17 protein-coding genes are annotated in these 13516 nt (G+C 65.3%); 3 read left to right on the top strand and 14 right to left on the bottom strand.

Annotated features, from left to right (window positions below; all coding sequences use genetic code 11):
* Positions 1-27: 27 nt before the first annotated feature.
* Entirely contained in the window at positions 28-1404 is a 1377-nt protein-coding gene (locus AB4Y35_RS20330) for an NAD-dependent succinate-semialdehyde dehydrogenase (protein ID WP_368705654.1), read from the bottom strand.
* On the opposite strand from AB4Y35_RS20330, the gene AB4Y35_RS20325 reads away from it, so the two are divergent.
* Together AB4Y35_RS20325 and AB4Y35_RS20320 are read left to right on the top strand one after the other, a co-directional pair.
* On the top strand, positions 1403-1762 hold the full coding sequence (locus tag AB4Y35_RS20325) for a hypothetical protein (RefSeq protein ID WP_368705653.1): 360 nt from the start codon (positions 1403-1405) through the stop codon (positions 1760-1762). The two genes, AB4Y35_RS20330 and AB4Y35_RS20325, sit on opposite strands and share 2 nt — an antisense overlap.
* Positions 1759-2835 (top strand): LacI family DNA-binding transcriptional regulator, encoded by a 1077-nt coding sequence (locus tag AB4Y35_RS20320; protein WP_368705652.1) that lies wholly within the window; start codon positions 1759-1761, stop codon positions 2833-2835. The genes AB4Y35_RS20325 and AB4Y35_RS20320 overlap by 4 nt, the downstream gene beginning before the upstream one ends.
* 13 nt (positions 2836-2848) lie before the next feature.
* Here the strand turns inward: AB4Y35_RS20320 and AB4Y35_RS20315 are convergent, their stop codons facing one another.
* The 10 genes from AB4Y35_RS20315 to AB4Y35_RS20270 all read right to left on the bottom strand — a co-directional run bounded on the left by AB4Y35_RS20315 (position 2849) and on the right by AB4Y35_RS20270 (position 11065).
* Positions 2849-3103 carry a hypothetical protein gene (locus AB4Y35_RS20315; RefSeq protein WP_368705651.1) on the bottom strand — a complete coding sequence of 85 codons (255 nt, stop codon included), beginning with the start codon at positions 3101-3103 and terminating at the stop codon, positions 2849-2851.
* Positions 3104-3138: 35 nt separating this feature from the next.
* A complete protein-coding gene (locus AB4Y35_RS20310; protein ID WP_069267035.1) occupies positions 3139-3537 on the bottom strand; it encodes a VOC family protein in 399 nt (132 codons plus the stop codon).
* A 67-nt stretch (positions 3538-3604) separates the two neighbouring features.
* Positions 3605-5170, bottom strand: coding sequence for a methyl-accepting chemotaxis protein (locus AB4Y35_RS20305; RefSeq protein WP_368705650.1), 1566 nt, complete (start codon positions 5168-5170; stop codon positions 3605-3607).
* Between the two features lie 239 nt (positions 5171-5409).
* Positions 5410-5850, bottom strand: a complete 441-nt coding sequence (locus AB4Y35_RS20300; RefSeq protein WP_368705649.1) for a CBS domain-containing protein — start codon at positions 5848-5850, stop codon at positions 5410-5412.
* A 171-nt stretch (positions 5851-6021) separates the two neighbouring features.
* The gene (locus AB4Y35_RS20295) at positions 6022-7044 is read right to left on the bottom strand and encodes a DUF2891 domain-containing protein (RefSeq protein ID WP_368705648.1); all 1023 of its coding nucleotides are present in this window, start codon (positions 7042-7044) and stop codon (positions 6022-6024) included.
* Positions 7045-7054: 10 nt separating this feature from the next.
* A complete protein-coding gene (locus tag AB4Y35_RS20290) occupies positions 7055-8005 on the bottom strand; it encodes a DUF979 domain-containing protein (RefSeq protein WP_368705647.1) in 951 nt (316 codons plus the stop codon).
* A complete protein-coding gene (locus tag AB4Y35_RS20285; protein ID WP_368705646.1) occupies positions 8002-8712 on the bottom strand; it encodes a DUF969 domain-containing protein in 711 nt (236 codons plus the stop codon). The genes AB4Y35_RS20290 and AB4Y35_RS20285 overlap by 4 nt, the downstream gene beginning before the upstream one ends.
* Before the next feature lie 282 nt (positions 8713-8994).
* Positions 8995-9741 carry a 2OG-Fe(II) oxygenase gene (locus tag AB4Y35_RS20280; RefSeq protein WP_368705645.1) on the bottom strand — a complete coding sequence of 249 codons (747 nt, stop codon included), beginning with the start codon at positions 9739-9741 and terminating at the stop codon, positions 8995-8997.
* Positions 9742-9760: 19 nt separating this feature from the next.
* A complete protein-coding gene (locus tag AB4Y35_RS20275) occupies positions 9761-10312 on the bottom strand; it encodes a methylated-DNA--[protein]-cysteine S-methyltransferase (protein WP_368705644.1) in 552 nt (183 codons plus the stop codon).
* A 27-nt stretch (positions 10313-10339) separates the two neighbouring features.
* Entirely contained in the window at positions 10340-11065 is a 726-nt protein-coding gene (locus AB4Y35_RS20270) for a 2OG-Fe(II) oxygenase (protein WP_368705643.1), read from the bottom strand.
* Between the two features lie 243 nt (positions 11066-11308).
* Between AB4Y35_RS20270 and AB4Y35_RS20265 the strand changes: the two genes are divergently transcribed.
* Positions 11309-11758, top strand: a complete 450-nt coding sequence (locus tag AB4Y35_RS20265; RefSeq protein ID WP_368705642.1) for an ester cyclase — start codon at positions 11309-11311, stop codon at positions 11756-11758.
* A 192-nt stretch (positions 11759-11950) separates the two neighbouring features.
* On the opposite strand, the gene AB4Y35_RS20260 is transcribed toward AB4Y35_RS20265, so the two are convergent.
* From AB4Y35_RS20260 to AB4Y35_RS20250, 3 genes are read right to left on the bottom strand one after another with little or no spacing between them, the layout of a single operon-like run.
* Positions 11951-12292: a Rieske 2Fe-2S domain-containing protein gene (locus tag AB4Y35_RS20260; RefSeq protein WP_028204513.1), complete on the bottom strand. Its 342-nt coding sequence runs from the start codon at positions 12290-12292 to the stop codon at positions 11951-11953.
* A 3-nt stretch (positions 12293-12295) separates the two neighbouring features.
* The gene (locus tag AB4Y35_RS20255) at positions 12296-12616 is read right to left on the bottom strand and encodes a YciI family protein (protein WP_254314915.1); all 321 of its coding nucleotides are present in this window, start codon (positions 12614-12616) and stop codon (positions 12296-12298) included.
* Positions 12613-13485, bottom strand: coding sequence for an intradiol ring-cleavage dioxygenase (locus AB4Y35_RS20250; RefSeq protein ID WP_368705641.1), 873 nt, complete (start codon positions 13483-13485; stop codon positions 12613-12615). The genes AB4Y35_RS20255 and AB4Y35_RS20250 overlap by 4 nt, the downstream gene beginning before the upstream one ends.
* Positions 13486-13516 lie beyond the last annotated feature (31 nt).

Raw genomic sequence — 13516 nt, 5'->3', positions numbered from 1 at the left:
GCCGTCGCGGCCCGCCATGCTTTGACTTCACGCGACTCCGGCAACGCGCACGAGTTTGCGGTTGATGAATTCGCCGATGCCCAGCTCGGACAGCTCACGGCCGAAACCCGAATTCTTCACGCCGCCAAAAGGCAGGCCCGGAGAATCGGCGAAGCAAGAATTGATGTACACCATGCCGGCTTCGAGACGCGACGCAACCCGCTTCGCGTGCTCGATATCGGCGCCGAATACGAACGAGCCCAACCCGAAGCGCGTGGCGTTCGCCAGTTCGCGCGCTTCCTCCTCGCTGTTCACGACGTAGAAGGACAGCACCGGGCCGAAGGCCTCCTGCTGATAGAGCGGATTGTCCGCGGCAATGTCCGTGACGATCGTCGGCTCGAGATAGAAGCCGGGACGCTCGACGCGCCTGCCGCCATGGACGATACGCGCGCCCGCGGCCTTGGCGTCGGCGATCTGCTTGAGCAGGCCTTCGAGCGCACGCTCGCTGACGACCGGCCCGAGCGCCGTGGTTTCGTCATGCGGATCGCCCACCTTCAGCGCGGCAAAACGCGCTGTCAACGCGGCCAGCATCTGCTCGCCGCGCTCCTTGCCGACCACGATCACGCGCTTGACGTTGACGCAGCCCTGCCCCGAGTTGAAGGTGCGGCCCATCACGCACTGCTCGACGGCAAAGTCGAGCGGCGCGTCTTCGAGAATGATGGCAGGGTCGCTGCCGCCCAGTTCGAGGATCACCTTCTTGAGATTGCGGCCCGCGCGTTCGGCCACGGCAGTCCCGGCGCGCTCGCTGCCCGTGAGGGCGACGCCGCGCACGCGGAAGTCGTCGACGAGCTTCGCCACCTGGTCGATGCTGCAAAAGAGATTGGTATAGACGCCTTCCGGCGCGCCAGCCTCCTCGAACAGGCGCGCAAATGCGAGCGCGCATTGCGGCACGTTTTCGGCATGCTTCATCATGACCACATTGCCGGCAACAAGCTGGGTCGCGGCGACGCGCGCGAGCTGATAGTACGGAAAATTCCAGGGCTCGATGGCGAGGATCACGCCGATGGGCTCGGCAACCAAGGTGGCGCCAGGCTCGCCGGGCAGCGGCTGGGGCGCCAGGAACTGCTCTCCGTTGTTTGCGTAGTAATCCAGAATATCGGCAACGAGTTCGATCTCGCCATAACTCTGGCTCACGATCTTGCCCATTTCCAGCGTGGGATAGCGCGCGTATTCGTCGCGCTTGTCGCGCAGGATGCGCGCGGCCCGCGCGAGGATTTGGGTGCGTTCGGCCACGCTGCGGTGTTTCCAGTCTTCGCGATAGCGCCTGTCTGCCGTCGCCAGAGCAGCGAACACCTGCGTGTCGGATTGCAGCGGAAACTCCTTGACGAATTCTCCCGTAGCGGGATTCACGGTGCTAAAGCTCATGATCTTTGACTCCATTGGACCGTTGGAACAGTCGGCTATTCAAAGCCGCCTTGCGGATGGGGCGCTGCTCGTTCCGGTGGTCGGGCAGCGTGCTTTCGAAAACGATTTCGAAACTAAGATAGCAGCGCTGTCCAGAAATTTCAAGGAACCGGGAAAATTCCCAGAAATCGATTTCGGTCGAAATAAAGCGTCATCGAGCCGGAAGGCCCACCGGGAGCCGCGTCGCGCTGGGGCCGAAATCGTTTTCCGCAGAAATCTCCCCGACGTGCCTCACTTTCGTCCGCGCGGCGTACAATGCCGAAAACGCTTTCGAAGATGCCTCGAGCGGCGTCTGGAGAGGTCAGAGGAGCAGGAATGAACATTCAGGAACTAGCGGCAGCGCTCGAGCTTTCGGTCAGTACCGTTTCGAAGGCGCTGAACGACCGGGACGACGTCAGCCCGGCAACGCGCCAGCGCGTGCTGGAAGCCGCGCAGCGCTACGGCTTTTCTCCGGATCCCGCCGCCCGGCGCCTGCGCAAACAAGCGGCGGACACCATAGCCTTCGTCGTGTCGCCGCCGCAAACGTCGTTCGCTCATCCGTTCTTCCTCGACATGCTGATGGGCGTGAACGAGACCATGGACGACAGCGGCTATCAGGTCATCGTGGCTTCGCCGCGCAGCGTGGAGGGCGAACTCGACGTCTTCAAGCGCCTCATCGAGCGGCAACGCGTGGGCGGCCTGCTGTTCGGGCGCACGCGGCGGCAGGACGAGCGCATCGCGTACCTGCTCGAACGCGACATTCCCTTCGTCGCCTTCGGCCGGAGCGACACGTCCAGCGACTTCCCCTATGTCGACATCGATCATCGCGTGGTCGGGCGCTCGGGGTGTGCGCGCTTCATTGCACTGGGACATCGCCGCATCGGGCTCGTGCACGCTCCCGAGTACCTGACGTTCAGCCATCTCGAACGCCTTGGCTATACCGATGCGCTGCGTGCCGCGGGAATCCGTTTCGACAAGGCGCTCTGCGTCGAGACGGCGATCTCGGAAGAAGGCGGCGCCGAGGCGGCGCGGCGGCTGCTCGACCTGCCCGACCCGCCGACGGCGATCGTGTGCGGACACGACCTGACTGCCCTCGGCGCATTGCGCGGCATCGCGGAGACCGGCCGGGTGCCGGGCCGCGATGTGGGCGTCATCGGCGGCGACAATCATCCCATCGGCCGCTATGTGCAGCCCGCGCTGACCACCTTCACGGCCGAGACGTACCGCGCCGGCAAGCGGATGGCGGAGATGCTGCTCGAACGGCTCGCGGGCAAGTCGCCGCGCGCGCTCCAGGAGGTGTGGACGCCGGAGTTGATCGTCCGTGCGTCAGATGGGCCGCACCGCGGCGAGGGGCACTTTCCGGCGGAAGGCAAAAAGATGGCGTCGAAACGCTCGGGCGTCGCGCGCGCATGAGCGGCGCGACCGCTCACTCGCGGTCCTTGCCCCAACGCCAGCGTGGCGGCTCGCCCTTGAGCCAGCAGACCACCGAAAGTGCGACAGTGGCGAGTATCGCGAGCGCCGCAAACGCATACGGATGCCCGTGCGGTTCAAAAAATATAGCGCTCAAAGCAATCGACAAGACATACACCACGAGTACCATCCAACCCTGCCAGGTGAGCGGAAGTCCCCACCCCCAGCCATAGCGTTTGGCTCGAAACCAGTATTTGCCCGTGCCTGTCATTTCTCCCTCTCCCACGCCTGACCTGATGCGCAGCGTCAGGCCGATGCAGTATGGCACACGGCCTCGACCCGGTTGCCGGCCGGATCGATGAGAAAGGCGGCGTAATAGTCGGCGTGATAGTGCGGCCGCAAGCCCGGGTCGCCATCCGACCGGCCGCCCGCCGCGAGACCGGCTGCATGGAACGCATCGACCTGCGAGCGCGTCGCGGCCTTGAAGCACCAGTGCCGCTTGTTCGGCTCGATGGCGCTGGCATCCAGATAGATGGAAAGATACGAAGACTGCGTTTCGGCCGCGTCGCAACGCTCACCGTAGCCGAGCGCGTTGGGGCGGTCGTAGACCTTCAGCGCACCCAACGCATTCATGATCGCATCGTAGAAGGGACGCGCTGCGTCGAGATCGGGCACGCCGATCGAAACGTGATCGAGAAGCTGCATGGTGCTGGAAGTCCGCAGTCGTGAAGGCACGACTATAACCGGCGCATCACACCATGCAGCGTTTGCCTTACCCCGCGTGACCGGTGCGGAACACCGAAACCGCTGCGTTGAGCCGGTGCGCTTCGTTTTCGAGCGACGATGCCGCGGCCGTTGCCTGCTCGACGAGTGCCGCGTTCTGCTGGGTCACGAGGTCCATCTGTCCCACGGCGACGTTGACCTGATCGATGCCCGTGCTCTGCTCCGCAGCCGCCGATGCGATCTCGTTCATGATCGCACTCACGCGCGCGATCGCTTCGACGATTTCGCTCATCGTCGAGCCCGAGCGCTCGACGAGGCCCGCGCCCGTTTCCACACGCGAGGTCGACGACTCGATCAGTTCCTTGATCTCCTTGGCCGCCGCGGCGCTGCGCTGCGCCAGCGAGCGCACTTCGCTCGCCACCACCGCGAAGCCGCGCCCTTCCTCGCCCGCGCGCGCGGCTTCCACAGCCGCGTTGAGCGCGAGGATGTTGGTCTGGAACGCAATCGCCTCGATCACGCCGACGATCTCGCCCACGCGCCGCGAGTCCCCCACGATGTCCTGCATCGTGCCGACCACTTCGCGCGAGAGCGCGCCGCCCTGCGCGGCGAGGCCGGAAGCGCCCTCGGCGAGCGTGCTGGCCTGGCGTGCGTTTTCTGCGGTCTGCTTGACGGTGGAGGTCAGTTCTTCGATGCTCGCCGCCGTTTCCTCGAGCGAGGCGGCCTGCTCTTCGGTGCGCTGCGAAAGATCCGTATTGCCCGCGGCGATCTCGCTCACGCCCTTGTCGATCGACAGCGCGCCTTCACGCACGCTGCTGACCGTCTTGATGAGTGCATCCTGCATCTGCCGCAGCGCGGCCTGCAGGCGGCCCATTTCGTTGTTGCTCGTCGTCTGCACCGTGCCGCTCAGGTCGCCGGCGGCGATGCGCTGGAACTGCGCGATGGCCGCGTCCACGGGATGCACGATCGCGCGCATGAGCGCCGCGCGGCCGATCCACGCGAACAGCAACGAGAGCACCATGCCCACGCCCACGGCGACGCTCACCGCATTGAAGCGGTCCTGCGCTTCCTGGTAGCGCTGCGCGCCGAGGTCGATCTGGCGCTTCTCGAGCACGAGCATCGCCTTCTCGTAGTTGCTGTAGAGCGACGGCAGCTTGTGGCCCTGCAGTTCCTGGAACGCGGTCTTGTCGCCGGCCTTGAGCGCCGCCAGCGCCGGCTCGACGCCGTCGTGCAGGAAGCTGTTGCGCTTGGCCTGCATGTCGGCGATGAGATCCTGCGCCTCGCCTTCTCCGCTCGCAATCGACAGATAGTGGTCCAGACGCTCGTTCGAGTTCTTCAGGTACTGATCGAAGCGCTTGAGCACCGCGTCCGCGGCATCGTGGTCGCCGAGATCGGAAAGCGATGCGTTGGTGGCGAGCGCGAGGCGCAGACGCAGCAGCTGGCCGGCGCTGCCTTCGAGGTCGGCGACGGCAGGCGTATTGACGGTGTACATGGTGCGCAGCGACTCGTTGCCCGCTCGCATCGACAGGAGTCCTGTGGCGGCGCCGACAATCAGGACGATGCCGAAGAAGGCAATCATCAGGGTCAGGCTCGCGCGTATCGACAGCTTGTGAAGCATTCCTGGTCTCTCTCCGTGGGGCGCGCGGCTCTGGAGGCCGCGCGTGTCCCAGTCGTTTTTCATCGAATGTTCCGGTGCGCCTACCCAGTGCAGCCCATGCCTTCAGGCTGATTAAGCGCCCAGTACATAACAACGGCAGGAGAGCTTGCGAACTTTATGGTTTCCAGCAAAGAAGAACGACCGTTAGCAACGCTTCGTAATACAGACCAATATGTGGGATGCGCGCGATTCAATCCGCATCATGCGCCGGCGTCCTCCACGCCCGCCCCGCCCTCGTCCATCGGCACGAGATAGCGCAGCACGTCGCGCCAGCTCACGATGCCCACGGGGCGAAATTCGGCATCCACGATGGGGATGCACGAAATCTTGTTGGACAGAAAAAGGGCGACAGCGTCGGAGAGGCTCGACTCGGGTCGCAGCGTGAGCGGCTTGCGGCTCATGATCTGGTGCACGCGCTTGTTGAGCGTGCCGAGGTCGCGCGCGGATTCGACCACGCTGTCGATGAACGGGCTGATCGCGCGCAGCAGGTCGCGATCGGAGACGACGCCTTGCAGCTTGCCGTCTTCGACCACGAGCAGGTGGTGAAAGCTCGCTTCGGCGAAAATCTCGCGCACGGTCGCGAGCGTGTCGTCGAAACCAATGGTGACGACACGGCTCGTCATGAATTTCTCTACTTGCATACCTTCCAGACCTGAATGGGTTCGACGTCCCGAGCCGGACGATGCTCGGCAGATTCCGGCTGCAGCTCGGGGCTTCAGCCCGTTATATCGACCGCAGGCGCGTAAATCTTCAGTCTGGAAAGCGGCGCGGGGCACGCGCGAACGGCGCGCCCCATATGGTTCATGCCTTTGTCATGCTTCGAGCGCGAGCGTCGCGAAGGTGGCGAGCCAGTGCTCGCCCATGTAGTCCCCGGCCACGTGGTCGAGCGCGCTGGCCAGATGCAATTGCGCGGCATCGTTGAGGACGGCCACACGTGCGTCGCCCGCGGGCAGCGCGCGTGCAAGTGAGCGCTGACACCACGCGCGGCTCAGGTTCAGCCCGTCGAGGTGGGCGATCTTGCCGTCGCTGCGGTCGGTCACGGTAGCCGGCGTGAAGAGCGTGACCGGCTCTTGTGCCGCGAGGTTGGGCAAAAAGCGCGTGAACCACCGCTCGAAATCCTGCGCGCGCAGTACGCGGCTCATCAGCAAGGCTACGCTCAGCGCGGGCGAAAGGAATTCGTCGCCGCCCGGCTCCCACGCCTGGCAGCCCGCGTCGTTCGCGTGCCAGCGCGTGGCGGTGTCTTCGATCAGCGTCGCCAGCGCCGGACGCGAGGTGGCTTTTGCGGAGTCGTGCGCGAGCGTGAGCGCGAACGCCGTATTGAAGTGAGTGCCCACTCGCAACGGATAGGTCGCCTTCGGCAGGAATTCCTCGAAACGCTCGACGAACCAGTCGGTGAGCGGCGCCAGCGCCGCCTTCCAGCGCGCGGCCTGCGGCAGCTTCATCGACTCGACCAGCGCGTCGACCTGTGCCGCGAGCGCGAGCAGCCATGCCCAGCCATAAGGGCGCTCGAAACCGCGGTTGTGCGCGAGCGTGAGGTAGGCCATCTCACCGGCCATCTTCTCCGGCGTGAAGTGCTCGTCGACCACGGCAACGATCTGCGGCCCCTCGGGCAAGTCGGGAAAGCGCTCCAGCAGATGCAGCACGAGCCAGTAGCCGTGCACGCACGAATGCCAGTCGTAGCTGCCGTAGAAGACGGGATGCAGCGCGCGCGGGCCCTGCACGTCCTGCGGGCCGTCGAGCGAGTGAGTCAGCTTGTTCGGGTACTCGCGCGTGAGGTGGGCAAGCGCGAGCGAGGCGAACTTCGAGGCATGGGCGGCGGTGAGGTGTGTGGTCATCGTGAGCTCATCAGAACCGGAAAACGAAGGCGTACATCAGCAGCGTGTTGACCACGAGCAGCAGCACGGCGGTCGGCCACTGCGCCTTGATCACGCCGTTCTTGTCGTTCAATTCGAGCAGCGCCGCGGGGACGATGTTGAAGTTCGCGGCCATCGGCGTCATGAGCGTGCCGCAGAAGCCGGAGAGCATGCCGATCGCGCCGAGAATCGCCGGGTTGCCGTGGAACTGATGCACGATCAGCGGCAGGCCGATGCCGGCGGTCATCACCGGGAAGGCGGCGAACGCGTTGCCCATGATCATCGTGAAGAGGGCCATGCCGAAAGTGTAGGCGGCCACGACCGCGAACGCCGAATTCTGGGGAATCCAGTTCGTGACGAGCTCGGACACCACGTGGCCGACGCCCGCCGCGGCGAACAGCGCGCCGAGCGCCGCGAGCATCTGCGGCAGGATGGCGGCCCAGCCCACGGCGTCCATGGTGTGCCGCGCGCCCTTGAGCGCCTGCACGGGCGAATCGCGCAACATGACGAGCGCCGCGCCGAACGCAACGAGCGTGGCGACCACGAGCGAAATGAGCGTGACGTTCTTCGCTTCGACGAAGGGCGCGTACTTGAGCGTGAGCGTGCCGACGAGCGTCACCACCGGGATGAGCAGCGCGGGAATGAAGAGCCGGCTGCCGAAGCGCCGCGCCCCTTGCTCGCGGCGCGCCTCGGCTTTGGCATCGTCGTTGGCCGCGGGGCTGCGGCCCAGCTTGCCCGAGCCCGCGAGCAACGCGAGCGCGATGGCGAGACACCCCATCACGAAATGCGGCAGCACGCCGCCGAACAGGAACGTCAGCGCATAGACGCCCCAGAACACGAAGTTGATGACGCGGCGCGGGTTCGCGCGGTCGAGCAAGTTGAAGAGGGCGAACGACGCGAACATCAGGCCCGCGACGACATAGAGCGATTCGAGCTTGATCACGATGCGGCTCCCTGGCGGCTTGCGGCGCGCTGTGCGTTGGCCGCGCCCACGCGGCGCGACAGATCGTGATCGAGCAGCTTCAGGCGCACGCAGTGGATGAGGAGCGCCGCGACCGCGGTGGGAATCGCCCAGACCGAGACCTGCAGCGGCTGCACGATGATGCCGTTCTGTTCGAGGAAGCCCTTGATGAGCAGGATCGACTGGATCGCGATGAAGATGTCTTCGCCGAAGAACACGGCGATGTTGTCGACGGCCGAAGCGTTGGCGCGGATCTGCTGGCGCACGGCGTCGGGCACCTCGCCGAAGCGCTTCGTGGCGGCAGCTTCGGCCATGGGCGCGATCAGCGGACGGACCATCTGCGCGTGGCCACCCAGCGACGTGAGGCCGAGCGCGGCCGTGATCTGGCGGATCACGAAGTAGAGCATCAGCACGCGGCCGGTGGTGGCGGCGTGCACGCGCGAAATGAGGTGCTTTGCCTGCTCGCGCAGGCCGTTGCGCTCGAGCAGCGCGATCACGGGCAGCGTGAGCCAGATGAGGCCCATGTAACGGTTATCGGCGAACGCCTTGCCGAAGGCGCTGACGATCTCGACCGTGTGCAGCCCGCCCGCAAGCCCCGTCGCAATGCCCGCCGCGGTCACGACGAGCAGCGCGTTCAGGCGCAATGCGAAGCCGATCACCACGATCGGCACCCCTATCAAAACCAGCATCTCTCCTCCGCCTTATCGATTTCCGCCGGTCTCGTGGACCCGGCGCGCGCGGGCGCGCTTCCCCGTTGCGCCCAATTCAGCCCGGAAATCTATCACGACAATTTATCGATAAATAGTCGATAAAGTCTTTATGAGGGAACTCCCTGGGCGATGCGCATCGCGTGAAGACGAGTTGGTACCGCCGCGCTGTGGCGCGGCGTGGGGCGGCGTGGGGCGGCGGTGGGCGGGCTGGACAGTTAGTTGCATCTGCCGCGACGGACTGGAATGCCGGCGCGGCTGGATTCAGATGTCGAGGTCGAATGCGCGTTGATCGTTCGCCGCTTGCGGCGCGTCATGGAACGACAACTCGACGCCGATGCGCTCGCCGCTGCGCACCCGGCTGATGGCATGCCGGAGGTTCACGCGGTAGTAAGCGCTGCTGCCCTTGAACGGCCGCTGGGCCGTGGCGATGATCGCCGCGTCGCCCAACCCGAGCGGAACGACCGTCGGGCGCGACTGCATGCGCGGACGCTGCTCGGTCAGCACCAGTTCGCCGCCCGTGAAGTCTTTCCCCGGCGCCGAGAGCAAGGCGACCACTTGCAGCGGAAATACATGCTCGCCGTCACTGCGTTGATGCAGCGCCAGATAGTCGTCGCTGCCGAGCTGGTTCAAATGCGACTGCGCCCGCGTTTGCCCCGCCCGCCGGTTGCGCTGCAGAAATTCATCCAACTGCGCCGGGAATCGATAAGGCATGCCAAGCATCTCGTTCCATCGATTGGCGATGGGCGCCAACTGACGATAGAGGTCCACACGCCATTGCGCCCACGGCTGCGGGAGAGGCGTGCCGAAATACAGCAGATCGCCACAGCCGAGATCGAGCGAGTCGAGCGCAACGCGGCGCAATGCGGTCGATGTGCCGGCTTCGCGCGCGAGCCTGCGGGCTTGGTCCGCGCCGGCTAGCCGAGGCAGTACCGCATAGCCTTCGCTGTCCAGTTGCGCGGCGATTGCGCTCCAATCGAGCTTGTCGAATGGGTCGGCAGATGAAGTCATAGGCAAGGACATATTCGTTTCAAAAACCCGGGAGCGTTGCCGTCTGCGGAACGTCGCGCGTAGCGGGAATCGCCTTCTCGTGTTCGAGCAGCCAGCGCTTGCGATGCAAGCCCCAGGCGTAGCCCTTCAACTCGCCGTTGCTGGCGATCACGCGGTGGCACGGCACGACGATCGCGATGGGATTCGCGCCGTTCGCCGCGCCGATGTCGATCGCCGCGCGCGGGTCTTCGAATCCCAACGCTTTCGCGAGCTTGCCGTAGCTGGTGGTGCTGCCAGCCGAAATCTGGCGCAACGCGGCCCAGACCTTTTCTTCCAGGTCCGAACCGGCCATGACGATCGGCAGAGAATCGAGCGCGGTCAATTCGCCCGAGAAATAACGCGTCATGGCGTCGGCAATCGAAGCCGGCGCGGCGGCGTCGATCCATTCGGCACTGCCGTGACGATCGCGCAAACCACGATGCAGGCGCGAGCGGTGATCGGCGAATTCGAGCGCGTGCAGCCGCTGCTGCGCATCGCTCACCAGCATGAGGTCGCCGAGCGGCGACTCGATATGGCTGAGAAACAGTTGCATGATGCGTTCCTTCGCGTCGTACGCGCACTAACGTGAATCATGAAAAATCAGGCCGACGGTATGACGCTTGCCGCTGCGCACCACGCTCACGCCGTGGCGCATGGCGACCCGGCGCGTGCCGCCGCGCCGGGTCGCAGCCGGGCGCTGGTTGACGGTGAACAGCACCGCGTCGCCCTGCTCCAGCGGAATCACTTCGGCACACTGGCCGTTCGACGCGCTCTGCGTCATCACGAACTCGCCGCCTTCGAAGTCGACGCCGGGCCGTGACAGCAGCATCGCTACCTGCAGCGGAAACACGTGCTCGCCGTAGAGGTCCTGGTGCAGGCAGTTATAGTCGCCCGGGCCGTATTCGAGGATGAGCGGTGTCGGACGTGTTTGCCCTGCGCGGTGGCATTGATCGAGAAAGGCATCGAGGTCGGCCGGGTATTGCGTGTCGATCCCCAGTTGCCCGTTCCAGCGGTTCGCGATCGGCGCGAGGTACGGATAAAGCGCATGCCGCAAGCGCTGAAGCAGCGACGGCAGCGGATACGCGAAGTACTTGTATTCCCCGCGCCCGAAATTGTGACGCGCCATGACGATGCGCGAGCGAAAGCCATCGTCCCTCGCGTACAGGGCGGCGAGTTGCGCGCATTGCTCGGGCCTGAGCACGCGGGGCAGCACGGCGTAGCCGCGCGCGTCGAGCGATCGCTCGATCTCGACCCAGTCGTACGTCGCGGATTCCGGCTTCTCAGTCCGCATGGCCCCGGTTTTCATCGCGTGTGTTCCTCCTCTCGCAAGCGGCATTCTCGCCGATCTCGCCCACAGACCAACGATACGCCAGCGCGCTGCGCGTTCCGATCCGAATGTTGCGCTCTAATTCGGCGCGCGCCACGGCGTGAATGCCACGCGAATGTCACGGCAAGAAACGGGTATCTGCGCGGATTGCCGGTCGATATCGTTCATTTCAGGCGGAGCAATCCTGCTTCGCCGTGAATCGAGATCAGCAAGGAGTCGAACATGTCGATGGAAGAGGACAACAAGGCGATCGTTGGCCGCTGGTTCACGCGTTTCTGGGGCGAAACCTGCGACCTCAGCGTCGTCGACGAGCTAGCCGCGCCGGACATGCTGCTCAAGTATTCGCTGCACGAGCCGCGCCGCGGCCGCGAAGACATCAAGGCGTTCATGAGCGGCTTTCGCGCGGCGTTCCCCAATCTGAACTTCTGGGGCGCCGCCGATCTCATCGCCGAAGGCGAATACGTGGTGGGTCAGTGGGAAGGCGGCGGCACCCATTCGGGCCCGGCGTTCGGCGACTTTCTCGCGGGATCGTTGCCGGCGGCGAGCGACCGCAAGATGCACTTCACCGGCACGACGGTATTGCGCCTGAAAGACGGCAAGATCGTCGAGGAGATCGGGCTCGACGACGGCGTAACGGCGCTCACGCAACTCGGGCTCATCAAGCGAGTCTGATTGCGCGGCGAACGGAACGTCTCACATAGGGAGTCGAATCATGTCAACGGTTGCTCCGCTCCTCGCCCTTCACGCGCTCGCCGCTCAACGCGGCGATGGGCTGCGGCCTGAACTGCTCGCACTGCTCCTGCGTCATGCGCAATCCGGCGCCGGACTCAGCGCGAGCATCGATGGCCCGTGCGTGGAAAACGGTCAGGCGCCGCCGCAATGCGCCACGACGTTGGACTGCGCGTCGAGCCACACGGGAATTGCATCGAGCTTGGCGCCGGCGCACGGGCCTTCGATGCACTGCCCGTCTTCGAAGCGAAACAACGCACTGTGATGCGCGCACATGATCACCTGTGCGCGATACGTCGGCACATGGCCGGGCTCGTAGTCGAGCGGCACCGAGAAGTGCGGGCAGCGGTTCGCGTACGCCCATACTTCGCCGGCCCGCCGCACGACGACGACCGGCCGCCCGGCGAGCGCGGCGTCGATCACGCGCGCGCCGCCGTCGGGCACATCGTCGAGGCAACACAGGCTCACAGTCGGCATGATTCACACCCTTTGCTCAGGATTGCCAAGATTCCAGTCCCACGGACGGATCTCGACGTGTTCGAACAAGCCCGCCAGCGTATAGGGATCGTCGCGCACGAAGCGCATCACGTCGTCGTAGCCTTCCGCCTCGATCACGAGCAGCGTGCCGTTGAGCGCGTCGCAATGCGGCGCGAGCGTCGAGCCGCCCAGCCGCACGAACACCCCACGCTGCGAGGCCGAGCGCAGATAGGTGCGATGCACCGCGCGCTCGCGCTCGCGGACGTCGCGCATGCCGGGCTTGTCGGTGGCGAATACGGCGTAGTAGCGTGTGTGCGGTCTCATGCGCGCTCCAGCACGAAGTCGTAGCGCGCCTCGCGAAAGCCGCCCTCGAAGCCGAACTGCTGCGCGGCCGCCCCACCCGCCGCGTGCTCGCGATAGTCGACGAGCAGCGAGGGCTTCACGCCGAACACCGCGTCCGAATCCAGATACGGGTCGTTCTGGTTGAACAGGTGTGTGACGAGCGCGCTGTGGCCCGGCGCCGTGATCATGAAGTGCAGATGGGCGGGCCGCCACGGATGCCGCCCCGTGGCATTGAGCATGCGGCCCACCGGGCCGTCGGTCGGAATGGGATAGCACACGGGCACGATGGTGCGGAGCGCGTAGCGGCCTTCGGTGTCGGTGCGATAGCGTCCGCGCAGGTTGCCGTGCGGCTGTTCGGTGTCCTGCCCCGAGTACATGCCGTTGTCGGCCGTCTGCCATACGTCGAGCAGCGCGTTCGCCACGGGCTGGCCATCGGTCGTCAGCACGCGGCCATGCACGAGGGCCGGCGTACCCGGCGTGAACGCCATGTTCTCGCCATAGGCGCGTTCGGGCATGCCTTCGATGTAGAACGGGCCGAACACGGTCGTATCGGTCGCGCCGGAAGCATAGCGGTGATTGATCGCATCGACGAGCATCGACACGCCCAGCGTGTCGGACAGCAGGATGAATTCCTGGCGCACGACGTCGTCGCACATCTGGCCCGTCTCGGTCAGGAAGCGGATCGCGGCGAACCACTCCGCCTCCGTCGGCTCGACTTCGCGCACGTAGGCGTGCAGATGGCGCACGAGGCTTTGCATCAGCGTGCGCAGGCGCGCGTCGGGTGTGTTCGCGAACCGGCCCACGACCTGTTCCGTCAAGGCGCGTTCGGCTTCGGTGCCATGCATCGACATGGTTGTCTCCTTTCCGTTGTTTTGTGCGCCA

This window comes from Paraburkholderia sp. EG286A, assembly GCF_040965375.1.
Taxonomy (GTDB): domain Bacteria; phylum Pseudomonadota; class Gammaproteobacteria; order Burkholderiales; family Burkholderiaceae; genus Paraburkholderia.
Note: the sequence above shows the minus strand (reverse complement) of the source record. Positions and strands in the feature narration are given on the sequence as shown.